The following is a 26,048-nucleotide window of genomic DNA, read 5'->3' as shown; positions in this document are numbered from 1 at the left end:
GCGCGAGCCCCGCCCATGACCACCCACACGCCCTCTGCCGCAGCGACCGTGATTCCCCCCGCGCCCGCGCGCTGGAAGCTCTGCGACATCGACGCCCTGCTGCGCGCCGGCGACTACGCCGCGCTCGACCAGCGGCTCGACGACGCGCTGGCCGCCAGCTTTCAAGACCGCGACGAGGAAGAGCGCTACTACGGCGCGCTGCCCGACGACCTGGCCGGCTGCACCGCCGACGGCGCCGAAGGGCTGGCCCGCCTGGCCGCATGGCAGGCCGCCAACCCGCAATCGGCCCACGCCTGGCTCTGCGAAGCGCACTACTGGTACCACTGGGCCTACGAGTACCGCGGCTCGGGCTGGGCCAGCACGGTCACCGCGCTGGGCTGGGAATGCGCCCATGCCTGCGCCACGCGCTGCGCCGTGGCCGCGCTGCGCGCCCTCACGCTCGCGCCCACGATGTGGACCGCCTGCGCCCTGCTGCTGCAGAGCACCTCGGCCTTCAACGAGCCCGACTGGCTGACCGAACTGGTGCGCAGCGGCCGCTGGCCCGACAAGCCGCTGCAGCACGACTTTTCGCTGGACGACGATGCGGCCACCCGCGAGGAGTTGCTGGCGCAGCTCGCGCGCTCCGGCCTCGCGCACGACGAGCGCGTCGCCTGCCCCGAGGCCGTGCCCACCGCCCTGCCCTCGCCCGTGCAGGGCCGCAAGGTGATCAGCGGCACGTCCTACTGGATCCACGCCACGCTGCACGTGCACCCGCGGCTGTTCTTCTTCATGCGCCAGTGCGTCTGGTTCCAGCAGCCGCGCTGGGGCGGCAGCCACGAGCGCGTGCGCGCCTTCATCGCCTCGCCCGCCTGCGCCCACCTGAGCGAGGTCGAGAAAGACCGGCTGCGCCACGAGATCTGGCGCGACGACTACCAGGGCAACAGCGTCGACAAGGACGAAGACCCGGCCGAAGCCCAGCAGCGCATGGCCGCTACGCGCCAGCGCACCCAGGAGGCGCTCTACCCCTACCACCGCTGGGAAACCCTGCGCTGGCTGGCCGTGAGCCACTACATGCTCGACCAGCACGCCGAAGCGCTGGCCTGCCTGCGCGAGGCCGAGAGCCACCATCCCATCGACGACGACTACGCCATGAACATGGCGGTGCACGTCGCCCTGGAGCAGGACCCCGGCGGCCAGTGGCTGGGCCAGGCCATCTGCAACAGCGCCAACGCCTACGAATGCAACACCGCGCTGATCCTGCACGGCTACTGCAGCCTGAAGGGCGCCTTCGGCTTCGTGCCCAACGCGGCGACCGGCAACGCCTGGCTGGCGGCCGCGCGCGAACGCAACGCCGGCACCGAGAACTGGGACGACCTGGCCCGCGCGCTGTGGCGCGTGCCGCGCAACAAGGAAGCCTTCGAGATCCTGGAGATGGGACTGGCCGCCGGCGACACCTCATGCCTGCTCACGCTCGGCATCTTCCACGCAGGCGGCGAGCACGGCACCAAGGACCGGCAGCAGGCGATGCACTGCTACGGCCAGGCGGCACAGGCCGGCAACAGCGTCGCAGCCTACAAGCTGGGCTACCTCTGCCACGACATGGCCTGGGAAGACGCCACGCCCGCGGCGCAACGCCCCGTGCTGCAGGCGCAGGCGGTCGAGGCCATGCTGAAGGCCCGCGAGCTGGGCCACGACGACGCCACCGAGGGCGCGTTGATGTTCATCAGCGACCTGTCCGACATCCCCGTGCGCCACCGCCACCTGGACTTCGTGCGCGAGCACGCGACCAACGGCGACGCCATCGCCATGGCCACGCTGTCGACCCTGCTGGCCGACGCCAACGACAAGGTGCTCTACAACTACCGCGAGAGCGTGCGCTGGATCATGGGCGCGCAGGCCGTGGCGCCCGAGGACGAGTTCGTGGTGAACGTGACCAAGAACACCCACCAGGACGGCTTCCTGTCGTCCACGCTCTACAAGCTCACGCGCCGGCAGATCAAGGCGCACGAGATCCCGGGCGGCGACAACGCGATGGTGTAACGGCTAGCGGGACAACGCCGGCAAGGCCTTGGCCAGCGTCTCGCTGAAGGCGCGCATCGCCTCGGTCTCGTGCGTGCCGCGCTTGGTCAGGCGAAAGAAGTCCATGCCCACGCGCGGCTTCAGCAGCACGTCGGTCTTCACGCGGTGACGGCGGCAGGCCGCCAGCGCGAAGGTGGGCATCACGGCGGTGCCGAAGCCGGCCTCGACCATCGAGATCAGCGTGCCGAAGAAGTTGAAGGCGGGCCGCTGCGCGTCGGCCAGGCCGATCTCGCCGAGCTGGCGTTCGATCACCTTCTGGATCGGGTTGCCGGGCGGCAGGCCGATCAGCGTGGCGCCGCGCAGCGCGGACCAGGGCGCGGTGCCGACCGGTTCGCCGTCGGCCGTGGCCTGCGTGACGCGCATCAGCTCGAAGCGCCCCACGGGCGTGCGGTCGAGCCCCGCCGCGGCCTTGAAGAAGAAGCCCAGGCCGAGGTCGGCCTCGCCCGCGGCCACCATCGCTTCCACATCGCGCAGGTCGGCGTCGAAGAGGCGCAGCACGACCTGCGGATGCGCGGCGCGAAAACTCGCGAACACCCAGGGCAGCAGGTGCGAGGACACCAGCGGCGTGGCCGCGATGCGCAGCGTCTGGCGCGCCGCATCGCCCTCGGCGCCGAGTTCGGCGGCCACGTCATCGAGGTCGGTGACGAGCCGCTCCACCACCGGCAGCAGGCGGCGGCCGGCCGGCGTGAGGCTCACCATGCGCGTGGTGCGGTCGAACAGGCGGCAACCGAGCTGCTTCTCCATCTCGCGGATCAGGATGCTCAGGCCGGCCTGGGTGATGTGCGCCTGCTCCGCCGCGCGGGTGAAGTTGCCGATGCGCGCCACCTGCAGGAAGGCGCGCATCTGGCGCGTGGTCAGGTTCATAAGGATTCATGATAAATCCATATCACATCTAAATTTCCCATATGCCTCTTTTGCGGTCCCAATACGGACCCCATGAGCACCGCACCCAACGAAGTCATCATCCTCGGCGCCGGCATCGGCGGCCTGACCCTCGCCCTGAGCCTGCACCAGGCCGGCATCGCCTGCCGCGTGTACGAGGCCGTGCCCGAGCTGCGCCCGCTCGGCGTGGGCATCAACCTGCTGCCGCATGCGGTGCGCGAGCTCTCCGAGCTGGGCCTGCTCGACGCGCTCGACGCCGTGGGCGTGCGCACGCAGGAGGCGGTCTTCTTCACCGAGCACGGCCAGCTCGTGTTTCGCGAGCCCGCCGGCCAGCACGCGGGCTACGACTGGCCGCAGTACTCGATCCACCGCGGCGACCTGCAGACCGTGCTGCTGAACGAAACCTTGAAGCGCCTGGGCCCCGACAGCGTGCGGTGCGGCCACCGCTGCACCGGCGTCGAACAGGACGCCGACGGCGTGACGGTGCACTTTGCCGACGGCCGCGCGCCGGTGCGCGGCGCGGTCGCGGTGGGCTGCGACGGCATCCACTCGGCGCTGCGCAAGCAGCTGTATCCGGACGAGGGCGCGCCGCGCTATTCGGGCATCAACATGTGGCGAGGGACTGCTGCCTGGAAGCCCTTTCTCTCGGGCGGCAGCATGGTGCGCGCGGGCTGGCTCACCGTCGGCAAGATGGTGATCTACCCGATCCGCAACGACATCGACGACCAGGGCCGCCAGCTCGTGAACTGGGTGGCCGAGATCCACGCGCCCCAGCCCGCGATGCGCGACTGGAGCCGCGCCGGGCGCCTCGAGGACTTCCTGCCCGCCTTCGCCGACTGGCACTTCGACTGGCTCGACGTGCCCGCGCTGATCCTGGCCTCCGACACCATCCTGGAGTACCCGATGGTCGACCAGGACCCGCTGCCGCGCTGGAGCCACGGCCGCCTCACGCTGCTGGGCGACGCCGCGCACCCGATGGTGCCGCGCGGCTCCAACGGCGCGGGCCAGTCGATCATCGACGCGCGCTTCCTGGCGGGTGCGATGAAGCGCGAAGGCGTGGGCACCGCGGCGCTCGACACCTACGACCGCGTGCGCGTGAAGGCCACCACCGACGTGGTGCTGACCAACCGCAGCAACCCGCCCGACACCATCCTGCGCGAGGTGTTCGAGCGTTCGGGCGGCCAGCGCGTCGAGAACCTCGACGCGATCGTCACGCAGCAGGAACTGCAGGCGATCTCGGACCACTACAAGCGCGTGGCCGGCTACGACCCGGCGGCGCTGAAGGCGCGCGCGTCGTACCTCTGAGCGCCGGCACATTCACAGATCAAGACGGAGACAAGACACGATGAAATTTCTGACCAGGACCTTCGCCACCCTGCTGGTTGCGGCCAGCGCCGCCGCGGCCCACGCCTGGCCCGACCAGCCGGTGACGCTGGTGGTGCCCTACACACCCGGCACCGGCATCGACCTGATCGCACGACAGCTCTCGGCCCGCCTGCCCGCCGTGCTCGGCCAGCCGGTGATCGTGGAGAACCTGGCCGGTGCCAGCGGCAACATCGGCAGCGAGAAGGTGGCGCGCGCCAAGCCCGACGGCTACACGCTGCTGGTGCAGGTCAACACGCTGGTGATGAACAAGGGCCTGTACAAGTCGCTCGCCTACGACCCGGTGGCCGACTTCACGCCGGTGTCGCAGACCTCGTGGGGCACGCTGCTGCTGGTAACCAACCCGGCCACCCAGAAGGCCGGCTCGCTCGCGCAACTGGTGGCCACCGCCAAGGCCAACCCCGGCAAGCTGACCTACGCCACGCCGGGCGTCGGCACGCCGCACCACCTGTCGATGGCGCTGCTGATGCAGGGCACCGGCACCGACCTGCTGCACGTGCCCTACAAGGGCACGGCCGGCGCCGTCACCGACCTGCTCGGCGGGCGCATCGACGCGATGTTCCTGCCGGTGCACGTGGCGCTGCAGCACATCCAGGCCGGCAAGCTCAAGGCGCTCGCCACCGGCAGCAGCCACCGCCTGCCGCAGCTGCCCGACGTACCCACGCTCGCCGAGGCCGGCGTGACCGCCGACAACGTCGACATGTGGTACGGCGTGCTCGCGCCCAAGGGCACGCCGGCCAACGTGGTGGCGCGGCTCAACACGGAGATCGCCGCGGTGCTGAAGTCGCCCGAGGTGGCGAAGTCCTTCGAGTCGCAAGGCATGGTGCCCGCCAGCTCGACGCCGGCGGCGTTCGGCGCGCTGATCCAGAAGGATGCGCAGCGCTGGGCGACGGTGGTGAAGAAGGGGAACATCACCGCCGACTGAGCGCGGCGGGAAGCGCAGCTACTTGCGCGCAGCCGCCCGGTACAGGTTCTCGACCTTCGGCACGTTCGCCTCGAGCTTGGCGATGCGGTCCGGCCCGCTCGGGTGGGTCGACAGGAAGCTCAGGCCGCCCTGGTTCTTGGAGGCGGTGGCCATCTTCTTCCACAGCGACACCGAGGCCTGCGGGTCGTAGCCCGCGCGCGCGGCGAGTTCGAGGCCCACGAGGTCGGCGTCGGTCTCGTCGCTGCGGCTGAACTTCAGGGTGATGAGCTGGGTGCCGGCGCGTGCCGCGAGGTCGCCCACCTGGCCGAGCCCCAGCAGCTGCGCGCCGATGGACAGCGCCGCGCCGGTGCCAACGCTCTTGGCCATGCGGGCGCGGGCGTGTTCGCGCAGCGCGTGCGCCATTTCATGGCCCATGACCATCGCGACCTCGTCGTCGCTCAGCTTGAGCTGCTCGAGGATGCCGGTGAAGAAGGCGATCTTGCCGCCGGGCATGCAGAAGGCGTTGATCTGCTTGCTGCCGATCAGGTTCACCTCCCACTTCCACTCGCGGGCGCGGGTGTTCCACGGCAGGGCGAAGGGAATGAGCCGCTGCGCGATGGTGCGCAGGCGCTGCAGCTGCGCGTTGCCGTCACCGGCCAGTGCGCCCTTGGCGCGCGCCTGTTCGAGCAGCTGGCCGTACTGCTGCACGCCGGCCGCCTCGATCTGGTCGGCGGGCACGAGGTTGCGCGCCACCGAGGCATTGCCGACATTGACCTGCGCCAGTGCCGGCGCGCTCAGCGCCGCGCCGGCGGCGGCCAGCAGGAAGGCCCGGCGCGGGTTCCAGGCCGAGGCTTCGGAGAGGGCGGAAAGGGGGCGTTCGCATCGTGTGCACATAGGTGCCCGGATGATAGGAACAAATGGAGACGAGCGGGCGCGTCGATGTCCCCGGCACTCCACGAAAACCTCCGCCTTCGGCTGCGGTGCGAGTGCCTTCGGGCGGCCGGGCGGCACTCATGGACAATCCCCCACTCATGTCCGCACCGCCCGCCGAACCCACCCAAGCCCCCGCGAGCACCGCGCTGCCCTGGCGCGACGCGCTCAAGGTCTACCTCGAACCCGCCACCCTGCGCATGCTCGCGCTGGGCTTCTCGGCCGGCCTGCCGCTGCTGCTGGTGCTGGGCACGCTGAGTTTCCGGCTGCGCGAGGCGGGCATCGACCGCACCACCATCGGCTACCTGAGCTGGGTCGGGCTGGCCTATGGCTTCAAGTGGGTCTGGGCGCCGCTGGTCGACCGGCTGCCGCTGCCGCCGCTGACCACGCTGCTCGGGCGCCGGCGCGGCTGGCTGCTGCTGGCGCAGGGCATGGTGATCGTCGGGCTGGTCGGCATGGCGATGAACGACCCGCGCCTGGGGCTGCAGCCGCTGATCTGGTGCGCGCTGCTGGTGGCCTTCGGCTCGGCCACGCAGGACATCGCGCTGGACGCCTTCCGCATCGAATCGGCCGAGACGCGCAAGCAGGCCGCGCTGGCCGCCGCTTATCAAACGGGCTACCGACTGGCGATGATCTGGGCCGGCGCCGGCGTGCTGTGGGTCGCGGCCTGGGCCGAGGTGGCGCCCGCCGTGGCGGTCACCGGCGCGGCGGCGTACCAGAACGGCGCCTGGAAAACGGCCTATCTGGTCATGGCGGCCTCGATGGCGGTCGGCGTGCTGACGGTGCTGCTGTCGCCCGAACCGGTGCGGCGCGTGCTGCCGAAGGCGAAGAACGCGGGCGAATGGCTGCGAAGCGTGCTGATCGAGCCTTTTGCCGACTTCATCCGCCGCTACAAGTGGCAGGCGGCGCTGATCCTGGCGCTGATCGCCATCTACCGCATCAGCGACGTGGTGATGGGCATCATGGCCAACCCCTTCTACGTGGACATGGGCTTCACCAAGGACCAGGTGGCCACGGTCAGCAAGATCTACGGCGTGATCATGACGTTGGTGGGCGCCTTCGTGGGCGGCGTGCTGTCGATGCGCCTGGGCGTGATGCGGGTGCTGATGCTGGGCGCCGTGCTGAGCGCCGCGAGCAACCTGCTGTTCGCCTGGCTGGCCACGCGCGGGCACGACCTGACGGCGCTGATCGCCGTGGTCTCGGCCGACAACCTGGCCGGCGGCATCGCCTCGGCGGCCTTCATCGCCTACCTGTCGAGCCTGACCAACATCAGCTACTCGGCCACGCAGTACGCGCTGTTCAGCTCGCTGATGCTGCTGCTGCCGAAGTTCATCGCCGGTTATTCGGGCGCGTTTGTCGACGCCTACGGCTACAGCATCTTCTTCACCGCCACCGCGCTGCTGGGCGTGCCGGTGCTGCTGCTGGTGGCGCTGGCCTCGCGCATGGCGGCCCGCACAGGCGACGGCGAGCGTCAATAGGGCCTGCGCCGGAGCTGTCATCTATAGGAAACAGCCGACGCAACCTGATACGCAACGCTGGTAGGCTGCGACATTCATTGCGTGAAAATTGCGCTTTCCCGCTTTTTCTTCTGTCGCCGACGCCCTTTCGCCTGTCGCCTGCCCCCACATCCATCGTGCCGTCCCGAATTTCTCCCCTTCAAATCAGTGCCTACACGGCTACCTCGGCCGTCGGCGTCGGCAAGGAAGCGCACGCCGACGCACTCGCGCACTCGCGCAGCGGCCTGCGCGCCAACGACTTCGGCGAGGCGCCGCTGCCGACCTGGATCGGTCGCGTCGACGGCCTGGAAGACGTCCGCCTGCCCGAATCGGCCGCGTTCTGGGACTGCCGCAACAACCGGCTGGCCTGGCTGGGCCTGCAGGCCGACGGCTTCCTCGAGGCGGTCGCGGCCGCGCGCCAGAAGTACGGCGCCACGCGCATCGCGCTGGTGCTCGGCACCTCCACGGCCAGCATCGGCGAGACCGAGCTGGCCTACACGCAGCTCGACGCCGACGGCAACTTTCCGCCGGACCAGCGCCGCGCGGCCGTCCACACGCCGCATTCGCTGGCCATGTTCGTGCAGCAGGTGCTGGGCATCGACGGCCCGAGCGAGACGATTTCGACCGCCTGCTCGTCCAGCGCCAAGGTGTTCGCCTCGGCCGAGCGCCTGATCCGCCTGGGCCTGGCCGACGCGGCCGTGGTCGGCGGCGCCGACACGCTGTGCGGCAGCGTGCTGTTCGGCTTCAACTCGCTGGAACTGGTCTCCACCGAGCCCTGCCGCCCCTTCGACGCCGACCGCAAGGGCATCAGCCTGGGCGAGGCGGCCGGCTTTGCGCTGGTCGAACGCGTGCAGGCCGGTGACAACGCCACGCAACTGCTGGGCTACGGCGAAGCCAGCGACGCGCACCACATGTCGACGCCGCACCCCGAGGGCCTGGGCGCCGAGCGCGCACTCGACGACGCACTGGCGCGCGCGGGCCTGGCCGCCGACGCCATCGACTACATCAACATGCACGGCACGGCGAGCCAGAAGAACGACGAGGTCGAGGGCGCGCTGGTGGCGCGCCGCTTCCCGGCGCGCACGCACGCCAGCTCGACCAAAGGCTTCATGGGCCACACGCTGGGCGCCGCGGGCATCGTCGAGGCCGTCGTCTGCCTGCTGGCGATCGAGCGCGGCCTGATGCCGGGCACGGTCAACACCCGCACGCTGGACGAAGGCTTCGGCCCCCAGATCAAGCTCGAACCTGCAAAGGGCGAGGTGCGCTACGCGCTGTCCAACTCCTTCGGCTTTGGCGGCAACAACTGCGCGCTGGTCTTCGGCAAGGCGGTGACCGCATGAACACGCCTCCGACGCTCTACATCGAAGGCCCCGCCTTCTGGACCCCCACGCTGCCCGGCTGGGACGCCGCGCGCGCGGCCTTCCGCGGCGAAGGCGCGCTGGCCGATCCGCCCGCCAAGCGGCCCTCGCCGCAGGTGCTGGCCCCGGCCGAGCGCCGCCGCGCGCCCGACACCGTGGCGCTGGCGCTCGAAGTGGCCGCCGCGGCCATCGCGGGCGCCGACCGCCCCGCGGCCGACGTGCCCTGCGTGTTCACCTCGGCGCACGGCGACCTGTCGATCAACGACTACATGTGCAGCACGCTCGCGGGCGACCCGAAGATGCTGTCGCCCACCAAGTTCCACAACTCGGTGCACAACGCGGCCGTCGGCTACTGGACCATCGGCACCGGCTGCATGGCGGCCAGCAACGCCGTCTCGGCCTATGGCCACAGCTTTGCCGCCGGCCTGCTCGAAGCGGCCGTGCAGTGCGCGGCCGACCAGACGCCAGTGCTGCTGGTGGGCTACGACGCCCCCACGGTCGGCGCGCTGGCCTCCGTGACCGACAGCCGCGGCCTGCTGGCCGTGGCGCTGGTGATCGCGCCCGAGCGCACGGCCCGCACGGTGGCCAGCCTCGACTGGTCGCTGGTCGGCGACGGTGCGGCGACCGCGCCGCGCTCGGCCGCCGCCGCCACGCTGAAGGACATCAACCCGATGGCCGACGCCCTGCCCCTGTTCGAGGCGCTGGCCCAGGCCCCGGGCAGCGCCGACGCGCCCATCGACCTGCCACTGTCGGCCGCGCTGGCCCTGCGGCTGCGCCTGCAGGCCGCGGGCTGACCGGCCTGCGCCCGGGGGCGGCGGTGCGTGTTGACACACGCAACCGCGCCCCGGTACGTCATCATTGCCGCATGGCGCCCACGCAACCTGGGCGAGGCGCTATGTTTTTCGCAGCGATCCAGGTTGACAGGGCGATGCTGCGTTTACCCAACTTTACGGAGCGTTCAAGCCCGCTTGCTCCCGGTGAACGACCATGAAGCGCATGAGCACCCCCCAACTCCTGATGATCGAAGACGACGCCCGCCTGGCGCAGATGGTGGGCGAGTACCTGACGCAGTCGGGTTTCGCCTTCAACCACGCCGGCGACGGCGCCACCGGCCTGGAGCAGCTGCAGCAGCACGCGCCCGACCTGGTGATCCTCGACCTGATGCTGCCCGACACCGACGGCCTCGAGGTCTGCCGCCGCATCCGCGCCCTGCCCGGCCCGCTGGCCAAGGTGTCGGTGCTGATGCTCACGGCCAAGGGCGACCCGATGGACCGCATCATCGGCCTGGAGATCGGCGCCGACGACTACCTGCCCAAGCCCTTCGAGCCCCGCGAGCTGCTGGCGCGCATCCGCGCCGTGCTGCGCCGGCGCAGCGAGAACGCCACCGAGGCCGAAGCCTCCACGGTGATGCGCTTCGGCACGCTGGAGATCGACCGCAACGCGCGCACCGTGTCGGTGGCCGGCGCGCTGGCCGACCTCACCTCCTACCAGTTCGACCTGCTGGTCGCGATGGCCGAGCGCGCGGGCCGCGTGCTCACGCGCGACCAGATCATGGAAGCCGTGCGCGGCCGCGAGCTCGAGGCCTTCGACCGCTCGATCGACGTGCACATGGGCCGCATCCGCGCCGCCATCGAGGTCGACGCGAAGAACCCGAAGCGCATCCTGACGGTGCGCGGCGTGGGCTACGTCTTCGCCAAGCAACAGGACTGATCAGGACCGCCCCGCGATGCTGCGCAGCCTCTACCGCCGCCACCTCTACGTCCGCATCTGGCTCGCGGTGGTCGGCGGCGTGGTCATCCTCACGCTGATGGCCAACTGGATCGTGCGCGTGGCCGCCGAGGCCGAGCGCGAACGCCTGGCGCCGGTGCCGCGCGAGGTGGTCGTGCTCGACAGCCAGGACCGCACCATCGGCACCGGCAAGGCCATGCGCGTGCCCGGCCAGGGCCTGGAGTTCGACGTGCAGCTGAGCGACGGCCGCGACATGACGCTGCGCGTGGCGCCGCGCGAGCGCCCCACCGGCACCGGCGGCTTCGCGCCCTGGCGCACCCCGTTCGGGCTGGGCTGGATGATTGCGCTCGTGGGCGTGGCGGTGGCGCTGGGCGTCTACCCGATCGTGCGGCGCATCACCCAGCGGCTCGAGACCCTGCAGCGCGGCGTGCAGCGCTGGGGCGAGGGCGACCTCTCGGCGCGCGTGATCGAGGAAGGACAAGACGAAGTGGCCGATCTCTCCAAGCGATTCAATGCCTCCGCCGAACGCATCGAGCAGCTCGTGCGTTCCCACAAGTCGCTGCTGGCGAACGCCTCGCACGAGCTGCGCTCGCCGCTCACCCGCATCCGCATGGGCCTGGAGCTCATGGGTGACCAGCCCAGCCCGGCGGCGCGCGAGGAAATCTCGCGCAACATCGGCGAGCTCGACCAGCTCATCGACGAGATCCTCTTGGCCAGCCGGCTCGACGCCAGCGAGGCCGACATGGGCACCATCGAAGCCGTCGACCTGACCGGTCTGGCCGCCGAAGAGTGCGCGCAGGTGAACGCCGAACTCGACCTGGCCGAAGGCACCGACAACGCCACGCTCACCGTGCCGGGCGTGTCGCGCCTGCTGCGCCGCGCGATCCGCAACCTGCTTGAGAACGCCCGCCGCTACGGCGCCGGCGAGATCAGCGTCGAACTCGGCAGCGCCGGCGGCTACGCCACGGTGCGCGTCAACGACCGCGGGCCGGGCGTGCCGGCGACGCTGCGCGAACGCATCTTCGAGCCCTTCTACCGCCTGCCGGGCGCCAGCGAGCGCAACGGCGGCGTCGGCCTGGGGCTGGCGCTGGTGAAGTCGATCGCCGAGCGCCACGGCGGCTCGGTGCGCTGCGAAGACCGGCCGGGTGGCGGCGCGAGCTTCGTGATCTGCCTGCCGGCCAAGGGCCCTGCCGCCGTACCGCACTGAGCGCCTTCGGGCGCACAGGGACAAGTCAGGTTCGGCCGAGGGGCCGCACCTAAAATCCCGGCCCTATGCAGAGATCGCACATCGTTCGGCCCGCGGCCATGTTCTGGGGGCTGGTGGTGTTCATGCCGGTCGGCGTCACCTACCTGTCGGCCATCGTGCTGCTGCTTGCCCTGCTGGTGGGCGGCGGCCTGCGCGAGCGCTATGCAAGGCTGCGCGCCAACCCGCTGTGGTGGCCGGTGGTCGCCTACGTGGCGTGGACCTTCATCGTGCTGGCCGTGCGGCCGCACTACCCCGAGACCCCCTCCAACCTGTTCCACGGGCTGCGCATCGCCTTCACCTTCCTGATGGCGATGGCGCTCACGCGCGAGGAGGCGCTGTGGGCGCTGCGCGGCTTCCTCTTGATCGCGGCGCTCAACATCGCGCTCATCGTGCTGCACTACACCCTGGGCCTTCCGGTGCCGGGCGCGCTGCGCGGCGTGGTGATGGAGGTGGGCAACAAGTCGATCAGCAACGCGCTGCTGTTCAGCATCGTCGCGGCCAGCGCCGCGGTCTACGGGCTGTCGCAGATCACGGGGCACCGGCCCCTGCGCGCACTGGCGGCCTTCGCGCTCGTGCTCGGGCTGGGCGCCGTGGTCGCGCTGCCGCTCACGTCGCGCACCTCGGTGCTCGCGCTGCTGCTGGTGATTCCGGTGGTCTGCCTGCACCAGTGGAAGAACCACCTGAAGGCGCTGTCGGCCGCGCTGATCCTGGGCGCGGTGGTGATCGGCGCAAGCCTGTACCAGCTGCCGCAGCTGCAGCAGAAGGTCGAGACCGGCATCGAGGAGCTCGAGAAGGCGCAGACCGGCGCCGTGTTCCACGGCAGCTGGATCATCCGCTACTACATGTACCGCGACACCGGTGCCATGATCGCCGACCAGCCCGTCGCGGGCTGGGGCATCGGCGGCTGGACCGACCAATGGCACAAGCGCGGCCCGGCGCTGTTCGCCGACTCCAACATGCCGCACAACGACTTCCTCTGGGTGGGCGCGCAAAGCGGCATCCCGGGCATCCTGAGCCTGCTGGCGATCATGCTCGTCGCCGTCTGGCAGGCCTGGCGCCGGCCCGACATTGCCGGGCGCTACGCGCTGGCCGCCACGCTCATCGCACTCATCGCGTCGAGCGTGAACTCGGCGATGCGCGACGCGCAGATCGGGCTGGCCGTGCTGTGGATCGCGATGGTCTACCTGCGGCTGGCGCAGGAATCGCAGGACCCCGATCCGTGGCGCGGCCTGTGGCCGCGGGCCCGGCCAAGCTGAAACGAAAAAACCGGCCGCGAGGGCCGGTTTTTTTCTTTCCGCCTGGCCGCTCAGTGGCGGCTGGACACGGTCTCGCCCGCCTTCAGGCGGTACACCGTGCCGCAGTACGGGCACTTGGCTTCGCCGGTGCGCGCCACGTCGAGGTAGACCTTCGGGTGGCTGTTCCAGAGCTTCATGTCGGCCTTGGGGCTGGGGCAGAACACGCCGCCCTGGTGGTTGAGCTCCTTCGCGAGGAGTTCGACGACTGCATTGGTGGACATGTTGTTCCTCAGACCTTCGTGAGCCAGTGGGCGTACTTGGGGTTCTTGCCGTTCACGATGTCGAAGAAGGCCGACTGGATCTTCTCGGTGACCGGGCCGCGCGCGCCGCCGTCGCCCCGGTTGCCGATCTCGATGCGGTCGAGTTCGCGGATGGGCGTCACTTCGGCGGCCGTGCCGGTGAAGAAGGCCTCGTCGGCCACGTACACCTCGTCGCGCGTGATGCGCTTTTGCACGAGTTCGATCCCCAGGTCCTTGCAGATGTGCAGGATGGTGTTGCGCGTGATGCCGTTCAGGGCGCCGGCCGACAGGTCGGGCGTGTAGACCACGCCGCCCTTGACCACGAACACATTCTCGCCCGCGCCTTCGGACACGAAGCCGCTCGCGTCGAGCAGCAGCGCTTCGTCGTAGCCATCGTCCAGCGCTTCCATGTTGGCGAGGATCGAGTTGGTGTAGTTGCTCACCGTCTTGGCCTGCGTCATCGTGATGTTGACGTGGTGGCGGGTGTAGCTGGAGGTCTTCACGCGAATGCCGCGGCGCATGCCTTCTTCGCCGAGGTAGGCGCCCCACGACCAGGCCGCGACCATGGCGTGGATCTTGTTGCCCTTGGGGCTCACGCCCAGCTTCTCGGAGCCGATCCAGATCAGGGGGCGCAGGTAGCAGCTTTCGAGCTTGTTCTCGCGCACGACCTGCTTCTGGGCTTCGTTCAGCTGTTCCTGCGAGAACGGGATCTTCATGCGCAGGATCTTGGCGCTGTTGAACAGGCGCTCGGTGTGCTCGGCCAGGCGGAAGATGGCGGTGGCGCCGTCGGCCGTCTTGTAGGCGCGCACGCCCTCGAAGGCGCCGCAGCCGTAGTGCAGCGTGTGGCTCAGCACGTGGATCTTGGCGTCGCGCCAGTCCACGAGTTCGCCGTCCATCCAGATCTTGCCGTCACGGTCGTCCAGCGAGGGGGGGATCGAGCTCATTTCCTGATTCCTTTGGGAGCGGTGGGGGGGGTGCGACCCGCGGGGAAAGTCGCAAAAGCTTTCGATTTTAAGGCGGTGCCCGCAAGCTCTGCACTTCGGGGTGCCCGACAATGGCCGGTTGTGCCAACCAGTGGAAAAAGGGTTCCCGTGTCCGTATTCAAGAACGTCATCGTCTATCGCATCGAACCTGCCTGGTCCCAATCACTGACCGAGGCAGAAGAAGGGCTGGCCAAGCAACGCTTCGTGCCTTGCGGCCCCTCGCAGGAAAAGTCCGCCGGCTGGGTCGAGCCACGCGGCGAGGCCAACGGCCCGCTGGTGGAGTCCATCGACGGCCAGTGGCTGGTCGAGTACATGATCGAAAGCAAGCAGGTCCCCGGCTCCGTGGTGCGCCGCAAGCTCGACGAGCGCTGCGCCCACATCGAGACCACCACCGGCCGCAAGCCCGGCAAGAAGGAAAAGAAGGAGCTCAAGGAAGATATCACCCTGGAGCTGCTGCCCATGGCCTTCACGCGCAGCGCGCGCGTCACGGTGTGGATCGACAAGGCCGAGAACCGCCTCGTGATCAACTGCGGCAACGCCGCCCGCGCCGACGAAGTGGTCACCAGCCTCGTGAAGTCGCTCGACGGCTTTGCCGTGGCGCTGATCAACACGCAGATCGAGCCGGCCGCCGCCATGGCCAACTGGCTGCTGACGCAGGAGCCGCCGGCCGGCTTCAGCATCGACCGCGAGTGCGAGCTCAAGGCCTCCGACGACTCGAAGGCCGTGGTGCGCTACGCCAAGCACGCGCTGGACATCGACGAGGTGAAGCAGCACATCACCGACGGCAAGCGCCCGACGCGCCTGGCGCTCACCTGGGACGACCGCGTGTCCTTCGAGCTCACGCACGGCCTGCTGATCCGCAAGATCACCTTCCTCGAAGGCACGGGCGACGGCGCGGCGGGTGGCAAGAAGGAAGACAACTTCGACGCCGACGTGGCCATTGCCACCGGCGAACTCGGCCAGCTGGTGCCGGCGCTGCTCGATGCGTTGGGTGGTGAAGCGGCGTTCTCGGCGGCCCCGCCGGATGAAGCGCCGAAGGCTGCGGCCACTGCGCCTGCAACGCAGGCCGACACGCCCGAAGAAGAAGACGCGCCGTTCTGAGGTTCTGAATCAGGCGAAACGCCCGCGCCGCCTTCAGGCCGCGGGCGTTTCCTCGTCAGCCGACGCCTCGGGCCGCGTGAGCGTCCAGCTCTGCAGCTTGCCGCCGTTGAACACGGTATCGACGTAGGAGCCGCCGGCGTCGGTCCAGCGGTACAGCTCGGGCTGCTCGTTCTCGGGCGAGCGCTGCTCGCCGAGCGCGCGCGTCATCGCGATGACGTGCATCAGCGTCACGCCGGGCTTGAGCTTGGCATTCAGCATCACCGAGCTCGCCACCGTGCCGATGGGCCGGTCGGCGGCCCGCTTGAGCACCTGCATCGTGCGGTTGAAGTGCATCAGCAGGAACATCACGATCGCACCGCCGGCGAACGCCACGCCGCCCCATCCGTATTGGTGCCACGACAGGCCGAGGAGCACGACGGCCCCCACGGGCACCAGCAATTTCTGGAAATTCATGGGCCGCATTGTCGCCGCCCGGTGGAAGGCCCTCTCAGGCCGATGCAGTTGCCCCAGGGGTCGCGCACCTGCGCCATGTGCTCGTCGCCCTCCAGCCGCAGCGGGCCGCGGTACAGCGGCGCGCCGCACGCCTCGAGATGGGCCAGCGCCGCATCGAAGTCGGCGACGTTCCAGTACACGACCGAGCCGCAAGCACCGGCGCCGACCTTCGCATCGGCCGGCACGAGCTCCAGCAGCACGCCGTGGACCGACAGGCACTCGAAGGCCGGCGAGCCGATCGACAGCGGCACCGCATCGGGGAAGGCGTCGGCGTACCAGCGCAGTGCGGCGTTCACATCGGTGACGTGGACCATGACGGCGGCAATGGGGGGAACGGTGGATTTCATTCGGCGACAGCGGGAAACGGGCCGCGATTGTGCAGCCCCGACCGCGCCGCAGTAGCGACCGTGGCTACCGCCGGGCGCAGAAAGCGGTACTCGCGGCGAAATGCGCAGGGTGCGGCGATGGGTGCGGGCACATTTCGCCGCACGGGCATCTGCCCGGGCCACCGAGAAACGCATGAACATCCAGCGCTCCGTCAGCATCGTTCGACTCACCCTTGCCGCCGCACTCGCGGGCACCGTCCTCAGCGGCTGCTACGTGGTGCCGCTCGGGCAACCCGCTCCCATCGCGCCGTCGCAGCAAAGCTATGCCGTCGCACCGGGGCCTGTGTCACAGACCTTCAGCGCGCGGCTCTATCCGTCGAATGCTGAAGCCGCGCGCTACGGCGCCGTCGGGGGCACGGTGACCAACGACATGAACGGCCGTGGCCACTTCAATGCGCAGATTGGTGCCGAACAGTTTCAGGGAGAGGCGACCCGCGTGGCCGGCTCGCGCACCACCGGCGTGGCGAACGCCACCGGCAGTCGCGGCGGCAACCTGAGTTGCCAGTACACGATGAACTCCGCCACCTTGGGCAGCGGCCAGTGCGTGCTCAACAACGGGCCGGCGTTCACGATGCACATCGGAAGCTAAGCAACGAATCAGAGAAGGCCAGGGAGGCCAGGGAAGGTAGGGAGGGTCTGCCCGGCGCGTCCACCACGCGCCGGGCATTTTTTTCTTCGGCTTGCCAGTTCACCAGTTCACGAGCTGCCGCATCTTGCGTCGCAGCTCGCGCTCACGCTTCTGCTCGGCGTTCCAGTCGTCGCGGATGGCCAGCGTGACCGACAGCGCCATCAGCAGGATCACGAACGCAAACGGCAGCGCGAACACGATGGTCGCCGTTTGTATGGCCTTGATGCCGCCCGCGAACAGCAGGCTCAGCGCAATCGCCGCCACCAGCACGCCCCAGGTGATCTTCACGCGGGCCGGCGGATTCGGGTTGCCCTTCGTGCTCATGATGCCCAGCACCAGCGTCGCGGAATCGCCCGAGGTCACGAAGAACACGAACACCAGCAGCGTCGCCACGATCGACAGCAACCCGCCCATGGGCATCGCCTTGAACATCACGAACATGGTGGTCGACACGTCGGCCTTCACCGACTCGACCAGCGGCACGCCCTGGAAGATCTCGAAGTTGAGCGCGGCGCCGCCGAACACCGAGAACCACGCGAAGCCCACCAGCGTGGGCGCGATCACCGTGCCCAGGATGAACTGGCGGATCGTGCGCCCGCGCGACACGCGCGCAATGAACAGGCCCACGAACGGCGACCACGCGAGCCACCAGGCCCAGTAGAAGAGCGTCCAGTCGGCCACCCACGAGCTGTTGCGGAACGGGTTCATGCGCAGGCTCATGCGCACGAACTCGGCGAGGTACGAGCCCAGCGTGTTGGTGAAGGTCTCGACGATGGCAATGGTCGGCCCCACCACCAGCACCGTGAGCGCCAGCAGCGCGGCCAGCACCAGGTTGCCCATCGACAGCCATTTCACGCCGCGCTCGACGCCCGTGACCGCCGAGGTGATGAACAGCACCGTCGTCACCACGATGATCACCGCCTGCGTCCAGCGGCCGATGTCCGTGCCGAAGGCCGCATGCAGCCCGCTGTTGATCTGCGTGGCGCCCATGCCCAGCGAGGCCGCCACGCCGAAGGCCGTGGCCACCACGGCCAGCACGTTGAAGGCCGGCGACAGCCGCTGCACGAAGCGCCACGGCAGCGCCTCGGTGGCCGAGCTGACCAGCGGCAGCGCCTTGCGGCGGAAGCTGAAGAAGGCGATCGACAGGCCGACGATGCCGTAGATCGCCCAGGGGTGCAGCCCCCAATGGAAGAAGGCGTAGCGCATGGCCACGCCGGCCGCATCGGGCGTGCCGGGGATCACGCCGGGCGGCGGATTCGCGTAGTGCGAGATCGGCTCGGCCACGCCCCAGAACACCAGGCCGATGCCCATGCCGGCCGCGAACAGCATCGCGAACCAGGCGCCGATGGAGAACTCGGGCTCGTCGTCCTCGTCGCCCAGCTTCAGGTCACCGAAGCGGCTGAACGCCAGGAAGAAGGCCAGCACCACCAGCCCGAGCACCACCCACAGGTAGAACCAGCCGAAGTTGCGCGTGATGTCGGCGAGCGCGGTGCTGAACACGCGGTCGAGCGACGCGGGAGACACCAGCCCCCACAGCACGACCACGGCGATCAGCCCGGCGGAGACGATGAGTTGCATGGGGGGTCTCCTGGTGGGGGTGTTGTCGTGCGGGTGCGCGTCAGTCGAGCCGTCGTACCACGTCCATCGCTTCTTCGATACGGTCGACCGGATGGATGGTCAGGCCCTCGATCTCCTTCGTGCCCTTGCGCGGCGCGTTCGCCTTCGGCACCACGGCCACGCTGAAGCCCAGCTTGGCGGCTTCGCGCAGGCGCTCCTGGCCGCGCGGCGCAGGCCGCACCTCGCCGGCCAGGCCGACTTCGCCGAAGGCGATGAAGCCCTTGGGCAGCGGCTTGCCGCGCAGGCTGGAGGTGATGGCCAGCATCACGGCCAGGTCGGCCGCGGGCTCGCTGATGCGCACGCCGCCCACCGCATTGACGAACACGTCCTGGTCCATGCAGGCCACGCCGGCGTGGCGATGCAGCACGGCCAGCAGCATCGCGAGGCGGTCGCGGTCCAGGCCCACCGACAGGCGGCGCGGGCTCGGCCCGCCGTTGTCGACCAGCGCCTGGATTTCCACCAGCATTGGCCGCGTGCCTTCGAGCGTGACCAGCACCACGCTGCCGGGCACCGGCTCGGCGTGCTGGCTCAGGAAGATCGCGCTCGGGTTGGTCACGCCCTTCAGGCCGCGCTCGGTCATGGCGAACACGCCGATCTCGTTCACCGCGCCGAAGCGGTTCTTGATGGCGCGCACGAGGCGAAAGCTCGAGTGCGTGTCGCCTTCGAAGTACAGCACCGTGTCGACCATGTGCTCGAGCACGCGCGGGCCGGCCAACGCGCCCTCTTTCGTGACGTGGCCCACCAGCACCACGGCCGTGCCGCTGGTCTTGGCAAAGCGCGTGAGGTGCGCCGCGCATTCGCGCACCTGCGCCACCGAGCCGGGGGCGGAGGTGAGCTGGTCGGAGTACACCGTCTGGATCGAGTCGATCACCGCGATGGCCGGGCGCGTGGCGTCGAGCGTGGCGATGATCTTTTCGAGCTGGATCTCGGCCAGCACCTGCACCTGCGAGTGGTCGAGCCCGAGCCGCTTGGAGCGCAGCGCCACCTGCGAGCCGCTTTCCTCGCCGGTGACGTACAGCGCGTTCTGCCCCGCGCGCTGCAGCGCGTCGACCGCCTGCAGCAGCAGTGTCGACTTGCCGATGCCCGGGTCGCCGCCGATCAGCGTGACGCCGCCCGACACGATGCCGCCGCCGAGCACGCGGTCGAGCTCGTCGAGCCCGGTGGGCGTGCGTGCGACATCGGTGGCTTCGATTTCCGAGAGCGTGGCGAGTTCGGACGCGCCCGCGAGCGACGCGAACTGCGTGCCGAAGCGGTTGTTGGCCGGTCCGTTGGCCGCGCCGGCGACCTGTTCGATGAGTGTGTTCCATGCACCGCAGCTCGGGCATTTGCCGAGCCACTTGGGGCTGGTGCCGCCGCATTCGCTGCAGACGAAAGTTGTTTTGTCCTTGGCCATGCAGCGAGTTTAGGGGGCGCGGTTCAGGCGATGGCGAATTCGCGCACCAGCAGGTCCGCGAACGCCGCCGCGGCCGGCGAGAGCGATCGGCCCTGCCGCGTCACGACCGCGATGTTGCGTGCCACCGTCGGGCGCATGAGCCGCCGCGCGACCAGCCGCGTGTGGTCGGCATGCGCGAGGATCGACGCCGGCAGCAGCGCCGGGCCGAGCCCGCTGGCCGCCATCGCGAGCGCCGTGGTCAGGAGCGTCACCTCGTAGGCGATGTCCAGCCGCACGCCGGCAGTTGCGGCGGCGATGTCGATGCTGCTGCGCACGCCGTACCCCGGCTTGACCGTGATCAGCGGATGGCCCGCGAGCTGCCGCCAGGTGATGCGGTCGGTGCCGGGCAGGCGCAGGTCGCGGTCGGCAATCACCGCGAGGTGGTCGTGCACGAACACGCGCTGGTCCAGCCCCGGCGTGCGCGCCTGCAGCGTGCCCACGCCGAAGTCGACCTGCTCGCCGAGCACCTTCTCCACGAACTGCCCGGGCGCGCAGTCTTCGATGGCGACCTTCACCTCGGGATGCAGGTCGAGGTAGCGGCGCAGGGCCTTGGGCATCAGCGTCTGCGCGATGGTGGACGTGGCCGCGATGCGCACGCGCCCGCGCCGGCCCGCCGCCAGCTCGGCCATGCCGGTGCCCAGCGCATCGAGTTCGGCCAGCACGCGCTCGGCATAGGCGATGGCCTCGTTCGCGGCTTCGGTGCGTTGCAACGAACGCGTGGTGCGGTCGAACAGGCGCACGCCGAGCCGCGCTTCGAGCTCGCGCAGCAGCACGCTGACGGCCGGCTGGGTCAGCGACAGCGAAGCCGCCGCGCTCGACAGCTGGCCGCTGTGGTACACGGCCGCGAACGCGCGCAGCTGCCGCGCAGAAGGCACGCCGCGCATTGATAACGGTTTTTTATGAATGGCCATGAAAGTTTCACTTTTTCCGCGAGCCGGTTCGGCACTGTAATGGCGCCTCGCAAGAATCAGGAGACAAGCAACCCATGACCGAGCAACTGCAAGCCCAGGTGCTGATCGTCGGCGCCGGCCCCGTGGGGCTGACGCTGGCCATCGACCTGGCGCAACGCGGCATCGACGTGCTGATGACCGAGATCCGCCATCGCGGCGAACCACCCAACGTGAAGTGCAACCACGTGGCGGCGCGTTCGATGGAGGTGTTCCGCCGCCTGGGCGTGGCGCAGGCGCTGCGCGACGCGGGCCTGCCGGCGGACTACCCGAACGACGTGGCCTACCGCACGGCCGTGACGGGCATGGAGCTGTCGCGCATTCCGATCCCCGCGCGCCGCGAGCGCTACACCGCCACCGGCGGCCCCGACACCTGGTGGCCCACGGCGGAGCCGCCGCACCGCATCAACCAGATCTTTCTCGAACCGGTGCTGTTCGCGCATGCCGAGGGCACACCCGGCCTGCGCATCCGCAACCGCACGCGCATCGACGACTTCGAGCAGGACGACGAAGGCGTGTGGGCCACGGGCGTGGACCTGGACGACGGCCGCACGGTGCGCATCCGCTGCCAGTACCTCGTCGGTTGCGACGGCAGCCGCTCGACGGTGCGCAAGAAGATCGGCGCCAGCCTGCACGGCACCGACGTGGTGGGCCGCGTGCAGTCGACGTACTTCCGTGCGCCTGCGCTGCTGGGCCTGCTGAAGCACCCGCCGGCCTGGGCCACCTTCGCGCTGAACCCGCGCCGCTGCGGCAACGTGTACGCCATCGACGGGCGCGAGACCTGGCTGCTGCACAACTACCTGCTGCCCGAGGAAACCGACTTCGACTCGATCGACCGCGACTGGGCGATCCGCCAGATCCTGGGCGTGGGCGAGGACTTCGACTACGAGGTGATCTCCAACGAAGACTGGGTCGGCCGCCGGCTCGTGGCCGACCGCTTCCGCGACCGCCGCGTGTTCATCTGCGGCGACGCGGCGCACCTGTGGATTCCGATGGCGGGCTACGGCATGAACGCCGGCATCGCCGATGCGATGAACCTCTCGTGGCTGCTCGCGGGCCGGCTGCACGGCTGGCTGGCCGAGGGCGCGCTCGCGGCGCACGAGGCCGAGCGCCAGCCGATCACCGAGCAGGTGTCGCGGTTCGCGATGAACCACGCGCTCGCGCTCCAGCGCCAGCGCGAAGGCGTGCCCGAGAACATCGAGGCGCCCGGGCCCGAGGGCGACGCGCTGCGCGCCGCACGCGGCCAGGCGCTGTACGACCTGAACGTGCAGCAGTACTGCTGCGGTGGCCTCAACTTCGGCTACTTCTACGAGGGCTCGCCGCTCATCGCCTACGACGGCGAGGCCGCGCCCGCCTACACGATGTACGAGTTCACGCCCTCGACGGTGCCGGGCTGCCGCACGCCGCACCTGTGGCTGGACGACGGCCGCTCGCTGTACGACGCGATGGCGATGCCCGGCGAGGGCTACACGCTGCTGCGCTTCGATCCCGCGATCGATGTCGCGCCGCTCGAAGCCGCCGCCGCGGCGCGCGGCCTGCCGCTGCGCACGCTCGACATCCGCGCCTCGGCTGCCACCGCGGTGTACGACCGGCCGCTGGTCATCTCGCGCCCCGACCAGCACGTGGCCTGGCGCGGGCATGCCGTACCGGCCGACGCGCTCGCGCTGATCGACCTGCTGCGCGGCGCCACTGCAGTGGCCGCACCGACATCCGAAAAAGAAAGAGAGACAAGCCAATGAACCGTCGCCATGCCTTGCGCCACCTGGGCGCGCTGTCCGCCGCCGCCTGCGCCGCAGGTCCCGCCCTCGTGCGGGCACAAGGCGACAAGCCCATCACCCTCGTCGTGCCCTATGCGCCCGGCGGCACGACCGACATGCTCGGCCGGCTCATCGCGCAGCAGCTGGGCTCCGCGCTGGGCCGCACCGTGATCGTCGACAACCGGCCGGGCGCCGGCACCGCCATCGGCGCCTCGCAGGTGGCGCGCGCCGCGCCCGACGGCTCGACGCTGCTGGTCGCGACCAGCACCACGCTCGCCATCAACCCCTGGCTCTACAAGAAGCTCTCGTACGACCCCGCGAAGGACTTCGCGCCGGTCGGCCTCATCGGCGCGGTGCCGCTGATGGTGGTGGTGCACCCGTCGGTGCCGGCGAACACGCTGGCCGAGCTGGTGGCGCTCGCCAAGTCGCGGCCCGACGCGCTGAGCTACGGCTCCGCCGGCAACGGCAGCCCGCAACACCTGGGCGCGGAGATGTTCAAGGTCGCGACCGCGGCGAACATGGTGCATGTGCCCTACAAGGGCAGTGCGCTCGCGCTGACCGACCTGCTCGGCGGCCAGCTGCAGCTCATGTTCACCGACATCGCACCGGCGCTGCAGCACGTGCGCAGCGGCAAGCTGCGCGCGCTGGCCGTGACCTCGCGCAAGCGCCAGCCGACCTTCCCCGCCGTGCCGACCGTGGCCGAGTCGGGCGTGGCGGGCACCGCCGATTTCGAGGCGGTGGCGTGGCAGAGCGTGGTCGCGCCCGCGGGCACGCCCAAGGCCTTCATCGACCGCTGCAGCCAGGAGATCGCCCGCCTCGTCGCGCAACCCGCGCTGCGCCAGAAGCTCGAGAACGAGGGCTTCGAACCAGCTTCGCCCGGGGCGCACGGCGCGGGCGCGCCGGAGCAATTGGCGGCCTACATCCGCAGCGAAACCGAACGCTGGGGGCGGGTGATCCGCGCCTCCGGCACCACGATCGATTAGGGCCTGTTCACCCTATTTCCGGGGTCGCGAAGGTCTGCCAGCGCGGGCCAATCAAGGCGCGTGACGCCGCGCGTGCATGCGCACGCGCAAGGAGCGCAACGCCGAGTGGCCCGCGCTGGCAGACCTTCCCGAAGGGTTGGCGGGCCAAGGGGCCGTCTGCGGCGTTGCCCGCGCTTGCAAGGCTTCAGCCTTGCTGCGCACGGGCGCCTTGCATCCAGCCCCTTGGCCCGCCAACGCGACCCCGGAAATAGGGTGAACAGGCCCTCAGCGCCGACGGCCCGCAAGGGTTATCCCGCAGGCGTGTTTTCTCGGCATTCATTTAACATGTTAAATAATTCTGAGAGGCACAGCTTTTGAGCACCACCTTCACGCACCGCAATTTGCCGCGCCTGCTGCTGCAGGCCCGCGAAGCCGTGATGGCCCACACGCGGCCCAGCCTGCGCGAGCACGCGCTGTCCGACCAGCAATGGCGCGTGCTGCGCGTGCTCGGCGAGCACGGCGCGGTCGACACCGGCCGCGTCGCGCGCGAGGCCTTCATCCTCGGCCCCAGCCTCACGGGCGTGCTGGCGCGCATGGAGCGCGACAACCTCATCACCCGCGCCCGCGACCCGGCCGACCAGCGCCGCACCGTGGTCGAGGCCACGCCGCACGGCATGAAGCTCGTGAAGCGCCTGGGCACCAGCATCGAGGCGCACTACGACTGGATGGAACAGTCGCTGGGCAAGGCCAAGCTGACGCAGCTCTACGGCCTGCTGGACGAACTGATCGCGCTGGAGCAACCCGAACCATGACCACCTCCTTTCTCCCCACCGGCACCGTGTACGGCACGCTGCTGAACTTCCGCGCCGAGGCCGCGGCGCTCGCGCCGCAGATGACCGAGGCACCCTACAAGGCACCGCCGAAGGCGCCCGTGCTCTACGTGAAGACGGCCAACACCTGGAGCCCGCACGGCAGCGCAATCACTGTGCCCGCCGCGGTGTCCGACGTGGAAGTCGGCGCCAGCATCGGCATGGTGATCGGCGCCGAGGGCGACATCGAAGGCTTCGTGCTGCTGAACGACCTGTCGATTCCGCATGCGAGCTTCTTCCGCCCGCCGGTGAAGTTCAAGTGCGTCGACGGCTTCCTGGGCATCGGCCCCGCGCTGCGCGACGCGCAAGAGGTGGCCGACCCGGCGCAGTTCTGCGTCGAGGTGCGCATCAACGGCGAGCTGAAGCAATCGATCGACTTCTCGCAGCTCGTGCGCCCCGCACCGCAGCTGCTGGCCGACGTGGGCGAGTTCATGACGCTGGCGCATGGCGACGTGCTGATGCTCGGCTGCGACCTGGGCCGCCCGCTGGCCCGCGCGGGCGACCGCATCGACATCTCCGCGCCGGGGTTCGAAACCCTGAGCAACACGCTGGTGAAGGAAGCAACGGCATGAAGCACGCACGCGTCATCTTCGAAGGCCGCGAGCACACCGGCACCGCGCACGAGTTCAACGGCCAGGCCGACGCCGCCGTGCGGCTGGCCGACGGCCGCGTCGTGCCGCAGGAGCAGCTCGTGTGGCTGCCGCCGCTCGCGCCCACGGCGCGCCCGCGCACCATCCTCGCGCTGGGCCTGAACTACGCCGACCACGCGAAAGAACTGGAGTTCAAGGCGCCCGAAGAACCGCTGGTGTTCGTCAAGGGCCAGAGCACGCTCATCGGCCACCGCCAGCTCACGCACCGCCCGGCCGACGTGAAGTTCATGCACTACGAGTGCGAACTCGCCATCGTGGTCGGCAAGACCGCGAAGCACGTGAAGCGCGACGACGCGTACGACTTCATCGGCGGCTACACGGTGGCCAATGACTACGCCATTCGCGACTACCTCGAGAACTGGTACCGCCCCAACCTGCGCGTGAAGAACCGCGACACCTGCACGCCGCTGGGGCCGTGGTTCGTCGATGCGGCCGACGTGGCCGACCCGATGGCGCTCGCGCTGCGCACCACGGTGAACGGCACCGTCACGCAGCAGGGCAACACGCGCGACATGATCTTCGACGCGCCCTTCCTCATCGAGTACTTCAGCCGCTTCATGACGCTGTCGCCGGGCGACCTCATCCTCACCGGCACGCCCGACGGCGTGGTCGATTGCCAGCCGGGCGATGTGGTCGTGACCGAGATCGACGGCATCGGCGCCCTGGTCAACACCATCGCCGCACGCTGACGGACTGACTGCACCC

At 69.8% G+C, this 26,048-nt stretch carries 25 protein-coding genes; 16 read left to right on the top strand and 9 right to left on the bottom strand.

Annotated features, from left to right (window positions below):
- Positions 1-15: 15 nt before the first annotated feature.
- Positions 16-2,019: a DUF4034 domain-containing protein gene (locus AC1RAA_RS26740; RefSeq protein WP_492731467.1), complete on the top strand. Its 2,004-nt coding sequence runs from the start codon at positions 16-18 to the stop codon at positions 2,017-2,019.
- Between the two features lie 3 nt (positions 2,020-2,022).
- Here AC1RAA_RS26740 and AC1RAA_RS26735 read toward each other — a convergent pair whose 3' ends face one another.
- Complete coding sequence (locus AC1RAA_RS26735; RefSeq protein ID WP_062472705.1) at positions 2,023-2,922, bottom strand: LysR family transcriptional regulator; 900 nt, start codon at positions 2,920-2,922, stop codon at positions 2,023-2,025.
- Positions 2,923-2,994: 72 nt separating this feature from the next.
- Here AC1RAA_RS26735 and AC1RAA_RS26730 point away from each other — a divergent pair, with 72 nt between their 5' ends.
- Together AC1RAA_RS26730 and AC1RAA_RS26725 are read left to right on the top strand one after the other, a co-directional pair.
- On the top strand, positions 2,995-4,245 hold the full coding sequence (locus AC1RAA_RS26730) for a flavin-dependent oxidoreductase (RefSeq protein WP_492731465.1): 1,251 nt from the start codon (positions 2,995-2,997) through the stop codon (positions 4,243-4,245).
- 40 nt (positions 4,246-4,285) lie between these two features.
- Positions 4,286-5,248, top strand: coding sequence for a tripartite tricarboxylate transporter substrate binding protein (locus tag AC1RAA_RS26725; protein ID WP_492731463.1), 963 nt, complete (start codon positions 4,286-4,288; stop codon positions 5,246-5,248).
- 18 nt (positions 5,249-5,266) lie between these two features.
- On the opposite strand, the gene AC1RAA_RS26720 is transcribed toward AC1RAA_RS26725, so the two are convergent.
- Positions 5,267-6,121, bottom strand: coding sequence for a M48 family metallopeptidase (locus AC1RAA_RS26720; protein WP_369645052.1), 855 nt, complete (start codon positions 6,119-6,121; stop codon positions 5,267-5,269).
- A gap of 119 nt (positions 6,122-6,240) precedes the next feature.
- Between AC1RAA_RS26720 and AC1RAA_RS26715 the strand changes: the two genes are divergently transcribed.
- The 6 genes from AC1RAA_RS26715 (at position 6,241) to AC1RAA_RS26690 (ending at position 13,241) form a co-directional block, all read left to right on the top strand.
- Positions 6,241-7,635, top strand: coding sequence for an AmpG family muropeptide MFS transporter (locus tag AC1RAA_RS26715; protein WP_492731461.1), 1,395 nt, complete (start codon positions 6,241-6,243; stop codon positions 7,633-7,635).
- A 155-nt stretch (positions 7,636-7,790) separates the two neighbouring features.
- Entirely contained in the window at positions 7,791-8,993 is a 1,203-nt protein-coding gene (locus tag AC1RAA_RS26710) for a beta-ketoacyl-[acyl-carrier-protein] synthase family protein (RefSeq protein WP_492731459.1), read from the top strand.
- Entirely contained in the window at positions 8,990-9,805 is an 816-nt protein-coding gene (locus AC1RAA_RS26705; RefSeq protein WP_159278869.1) for a beta-ketoacyl synthase chain length factor, read from the top strand. The genes AC1RAA_RS26710 and AC1RAA_RS26705 overlap by 4 nt, the downstream gene beginning before the upstream one ends.
- Positions 9,806-9,998: 193 nt before the next feature.
- Positions 9,999-10,721 (top strand): response regulator, encoded by a 723-nt coding sequence (locus tag AC1RAA_RS26700; protein WP_062476797.1) that lies wholly within the window; start codon positions 9,999-10,001, stop codon positions 10,719-10,721.
- A gap of 16 nt (positions 10,722-10,737) precedes the next feature.
- Complete coding sequence (locus tag AC1RAA_RS26695; RefSeq protein ID WP_492731457.1) at positions 10,738-11,946, top strand: ATP-binding protein; 1,209 nt, start codon at positions 10,738-10,740, stop codon at positions 11,944-11,946.
- 65 nt (positions 11,947-12,011) lie between these two features.
- The gene (locus tag AC1RAA_RS26690; RefSeq protein WP_492731455.1) at positions 12,012-13,241 is read left to right on the top strand and encodes an O-antigen ligase family protein; all 1,230 of its coding nucleotides are present in this window, start codon (positions 12,012-12,014) and stop codon (positions 13,239-13,241) included.
- Positions 13,242-13,291: 50 nt separating this feature from the next.
- Here AC1RAA_RS26690 and AC1RAA_RS26685 read toward each other — a convergent pair whose 3' ends face one another.
- Positions 13,292-13,501 (bottom strand): zinc-finger domain-containing protein, encoded by a 210-nt coding sequence (locus AC1RAA_RS26685; RefSeq protein WP_007836801.1) that lies wholly within the window; start codon positions 13,499-13,501, stop codon positions 13,292-13,294.
- Between the two features lie 8 nt (positions 13,502-13,509).
- Complete coding sequence (locus AC1RAA_RS26680) at positions 13,510-14,463, bottom strand: branched-chain amino acid transaminase (RefSeq protein WP_095949799.1); 954 nt, start codon at positions 14,461-14,463, stop codon at positions 13,510-13,512.
- Between the two features lie 147 nt (positions 14,464-14,610).
- On the opposite strand from AC1RAA_RS26680, the gene AC1RAA_RS26675 reads away from it, so the two are divergent.
- The gene (locus AC1RAA_RS26675; protein ID WP_492731453.1) at positions 14,611-15,603 is read left to right on the top strand and encodes a recombination-associated protein RdgC; all 993 of its coding nucleotides are present in this window, start codon (positions 14,611-14,613) and stop codon (positions 15,601-15,603) included.
- A gap of 33 nt (positions 15,604-15,636) precedes the next feature.
- Here the strand turns inward: AC1RAA_RS26675 and AC1RAA_RS26670 are convergent, their stop codons facing one another.
- Complete coding sequence (locus AC1RAA_RS26670) at positions 15,637-16,065, bottom strand: glycerate kinase (protein WP_492731451.1); 429 nt, start codon at positions 16,063-16,065, stop codon at positions 15,637-15,639.
- The gene (locus AC1RAA_RS26665; RefSeq protein ID WP_492731449.1) at positions 16,053-16,442 is read right to left on the bottom strand and encodes a VOC family protein; all 390 of its coding nucleotides are present in this window, start codon (positions 16,440-16,442) and stop codon (positions 16,053-16,055) included. The genes AC1RAA_RS26670 and AC1RAA_RS26665 overlap by 13 nt, the downstream gene beginning before the upstream one ends.
- 172 nt (positions 16,443-16,614) lie before the next feature.
- On the opposite strand from AC1RAA_RS26665, the gene AC1RAA_RS26660 reads away from it, so the two are divergent.
- Positions 16,615-17,070, top strand: coding sequence for a hypothetical protein (locus AC1RAA_RS26660; RefSeq protein WP_489060264.1), 456 nt, complete (start codon positions 16,615-16,617; stop codon positions 17,068-17,070).
- A gap of 99 nt (positions 17,071-17,169) precedes the next feature.
- Here AC1RAA_RS26660 and AC1RAA_RS26655 read toward each other — a convergent pair whose 3' ends face one another.
- Genes AC1RAA_RS26655 through AC1RAA_RS26645 form a run of 3 tightly spaced genes read right to left on the bottom strand, consistent with a single transcriptional unit; the run spans position 17,170 to position 21,069 of the window.
- Entirely contained in the window at positions 17,170-18,687 is a 1,518-nt protein-coding gene (locus AC1RAA_RS26655; RefSeq protein WP_354345277.1) for a BCCT family transporter, read from the bottom strand.
- Between the two features lie 40 nt (positions 18,688-18,727).
- Positions 18,728-20,119, bottom strand: a complete 1,392-nt coding sequence (radA, locus tag AC1RAA_RS26650) for a DNA repair protein RadA (protein ID WP_070063503.1) — start codon at positions 20,117-20,119, stop codon at positions 18,728-18,730.
- 23 nt (positions 20,120-20,142) lie between these two features.
- Positions 20,143-21,069, bottom strand: coding sequence for a LysR family transcriptional regulator (locus AC1RAA_RS26645; protein ID WP_492731447.1), 927 nt, complete (start codon positions 21,067-21,069; stop codon positions 20,143-20,145).
- A 74-nt stretch (positions 21,070-21,143) separates the two neighbouring features.
- On the opposite strand from AC1RAA_RS26645, the gene AC1RAA_RS26640 reads away from it, so the two are divergent.
- From AC1RAA_RS26640 to AC1RAA_RS26620, 5 genes are all read left to right on the top strand, one after another.
- The gene (locus AC1RAA_RS26640) at positions 21,144-22,844 is read left to right on the top strand and encodes an FAD-dependent oxidoreductase (RefSeq protein WP_492731445.1); all 1,701 of its coding nucleotides are present in this window, start codon (positions 21,144-21,146) and stop codon (positions 22,842-22,844) included.
- Positions 22,841-23,845, top strand: a complete 1,005-nt coding sequence (locus AC1RAA_RS26635; protein WP_492731443.1) for a tripartite tricarboxylate transporter substrate binding protein — start codon at positions 22,841-22,843, stop codon at positions 23,843-23,845. Before AC1RAA_RS26640 ends, AC1RAA_RS26635 begins: the two co-directional genes overlap by 4 nt.
- Before the next feature lie 353 nt (positions 23,846-24,198).
- Positions 24,199-24,636: a homoprotocatechuate degradation operon regulator HpaR gene (gene hpaR / locus AC1RAA_RS26630; RefSeq protein WP_056583837.1), complete on the top strand. Its 438-nt coding sequence runs from the start codon at positions 24,199-24,201 to the stop codon at positions 24,634-24,636.
- Positions 24,633-25,265 (top strand): fumarylacetoacetate hydrolase family protein, encoded by a 633-nt coding sequence (locus AC1RAA_RS26625; protein WP_492731441.1) that lies wholly within the window; start codon positions 24,633-24,635, stop codon positions 25,263-25,265. The genes hpaR and AC1RAA_RS26625 overlap by 4 nt, the downstream gene beginning before the upstream one ends.
- Positions 25,262-26,032, top strand: coding sequence for a fumarylacetoacetate hydrolase family protein (locus AC1RAA_RS26620; protein WP_070063508.1), 771 nt, complete (start codon positions 25,262-25,264; stop codon positions 26,030-26,032). Before AC1RAA_RS26625 ends, AC1RAA_RS26620 begins: the two co-directional genes overlap by 4 nt.
- Positions 26,033-26,048: the final 16 nt, after the last annotated feature.

The sequence above is a fragment of the Variovorax sp. GW823-FHT04F07 genome (genome assembly GCF_058795995.1).
This window is presented reverse-complemented; position numbering and strand designations above follow the sequence as displayed.

Coding starts and splice junctions, on each gene's coding strand:
- AC1RAA_RS26740 (WP_492731467.1), top strand. CDS start 16: ATGACCACCCACACGCCCTCTGCCGCAGCGACCGTGATTCCCCCCGCG.
- AC1RAA_RS26735 (WP_062472705.1), bottom strand. CDS start 2,922: ATGAACCTGACCACGCGCCAGATGCGCGCCTTCCTGCAGGTGGCGCGC.
- AC1RAA_RS26730 (WP_492731465.1), top strand. CDS start 2,995: ATGAGCACCGCACCCAACGAAGTCATCATCCTCGGCGCCGGCATCGGC.
- AC1RAA_RS26725 (WP_492731463.1), top strand. CDS start 4,286: ATGAAATTTCTGACCAGGACCTTCGCCACCCTGCTGGTTGCGGCCAGC.
- AC1RAA_RS26720 (WP_369645052.1), bottom strand. CDS start 6,121: ATGTGCACACGATGCGAACGCCCCCTTTCCGCCCTCTCCGAAGCCTCG.
- AC1RAA_RS26715 (WP_492731461.1), top strand. CDS start 6,241: ATGGACAATCCCCCACTCATGTCCGCACCGCCCGCCGAACCCACCCAA.
- AC1RAA_RS26705 (WP_159278869.1), top strand. CDS start 8,990: ATGAACACGCCTCCGACGCTCTACATCGAAGGCCCCGCCTTCTGGACC.
- AC1RAA_RS26700 (WP_062476797.1), top strand. CDS start 9,999: ATGAAGCGCATGAGCACCCCCCAACTCCTGATGATCGAAGACGACGCC.
- AC1RAA_RS26695 (WP_492731457.1), top strand. CDS start 10,738: ATGCTGCGCAGCCTCTACCGCCGCCACCTCTACGTCCGCATCTGGCTC.
- AC1RAA_RS26690 (WP_492731455.1), top strand. CDS start 12,012: ATGCAGAGATCGCACATCGTTCGGCCCGCGGCCATGTTCTGGGGGCTG.
- AC1RAA_RS26685 (WP_007836801.1), bottom strand. CDS start 13,501: ATGTCCACCAATGCAGTCGTCGAACTCCTCGCGAAGGAGCTCAACCAC.
- AC1RAA_RS26680 (WP_095949799.1), bottom strand. CDS start 14,463: ATGAGCTCGATCCCCCCCTCGCTGGACGACCGTGACGGCAAGATCTGG.
- AC1RAA_RS26670 (WP_492731451.1), bottom strand. CDS start 16,065: ATGCGGCCCATGAATTTCCAGAAATTGCTGGTGCCCGTGGGGGCCGTC.
- AC1RAA_RS26665 (WP_492731449.1), bottom strand. CDS start 16,442: ATGAAATCCACCGTTCCCCCCATTGCCGCCGTCATGGTCCACGTCACC.
- AC1RAA_RS26660 (WP_489060264.1), top strand. CDS start 16,615: ATGAACATCCAGCGCTCCGTCAGCATCGTTCGACTCACCCTTGCCGCC.
- AC1RAA_RS26655 (WP_354345277.1), bottom strand. CDS start 18,687: ATGCAACTCATCGTCTCCGCCGGGCTGATCGCCGTGGTCGTGCTGTGG.
- radA (WP_070063503.1), bottom strand. CDS start 20,119: ATGGCCAAGGACAAAACAACTTTCGTCTGCAGCGAATGCGGCGGCACC.
- AC1RAA_RS26645 (WP_492731447.1), bottom strand. CDS start 21,069: ATGGCCATTCATAAAAAACCGTTATCAATGCGCGGCGTGCCTTCTGCG.
- AC1RAA_RS26640 (WP_492731445.1), top strand. CDS start 21,144: ATGACCGAGCAACTGCAAGCCCAGGTGCTGATCGTCGGCGCCGGCCCC.
- AC1RAA_RS26635 (WP_492731443.1), top strand. CDS start 22,841: ATGAACCGTCGCCATGCCTTGCGCCACCTGGGCGCGCTGTCCGCCGCC.
- AC1RAA_RS26625 (WP_492731441.1), top strand. CDS start 24,633: ATGACCACCTCCTTTCTCCCCACCGGCACCGTGTACGGCACGCTGCTG.
- AC1RAA_RS26620 (WP_070063508.1), top strand. CDS start 25,262: ATGAAGCACGCACGCGTCATCTTCGAAGGCCGCGAGCACACCGGCACC.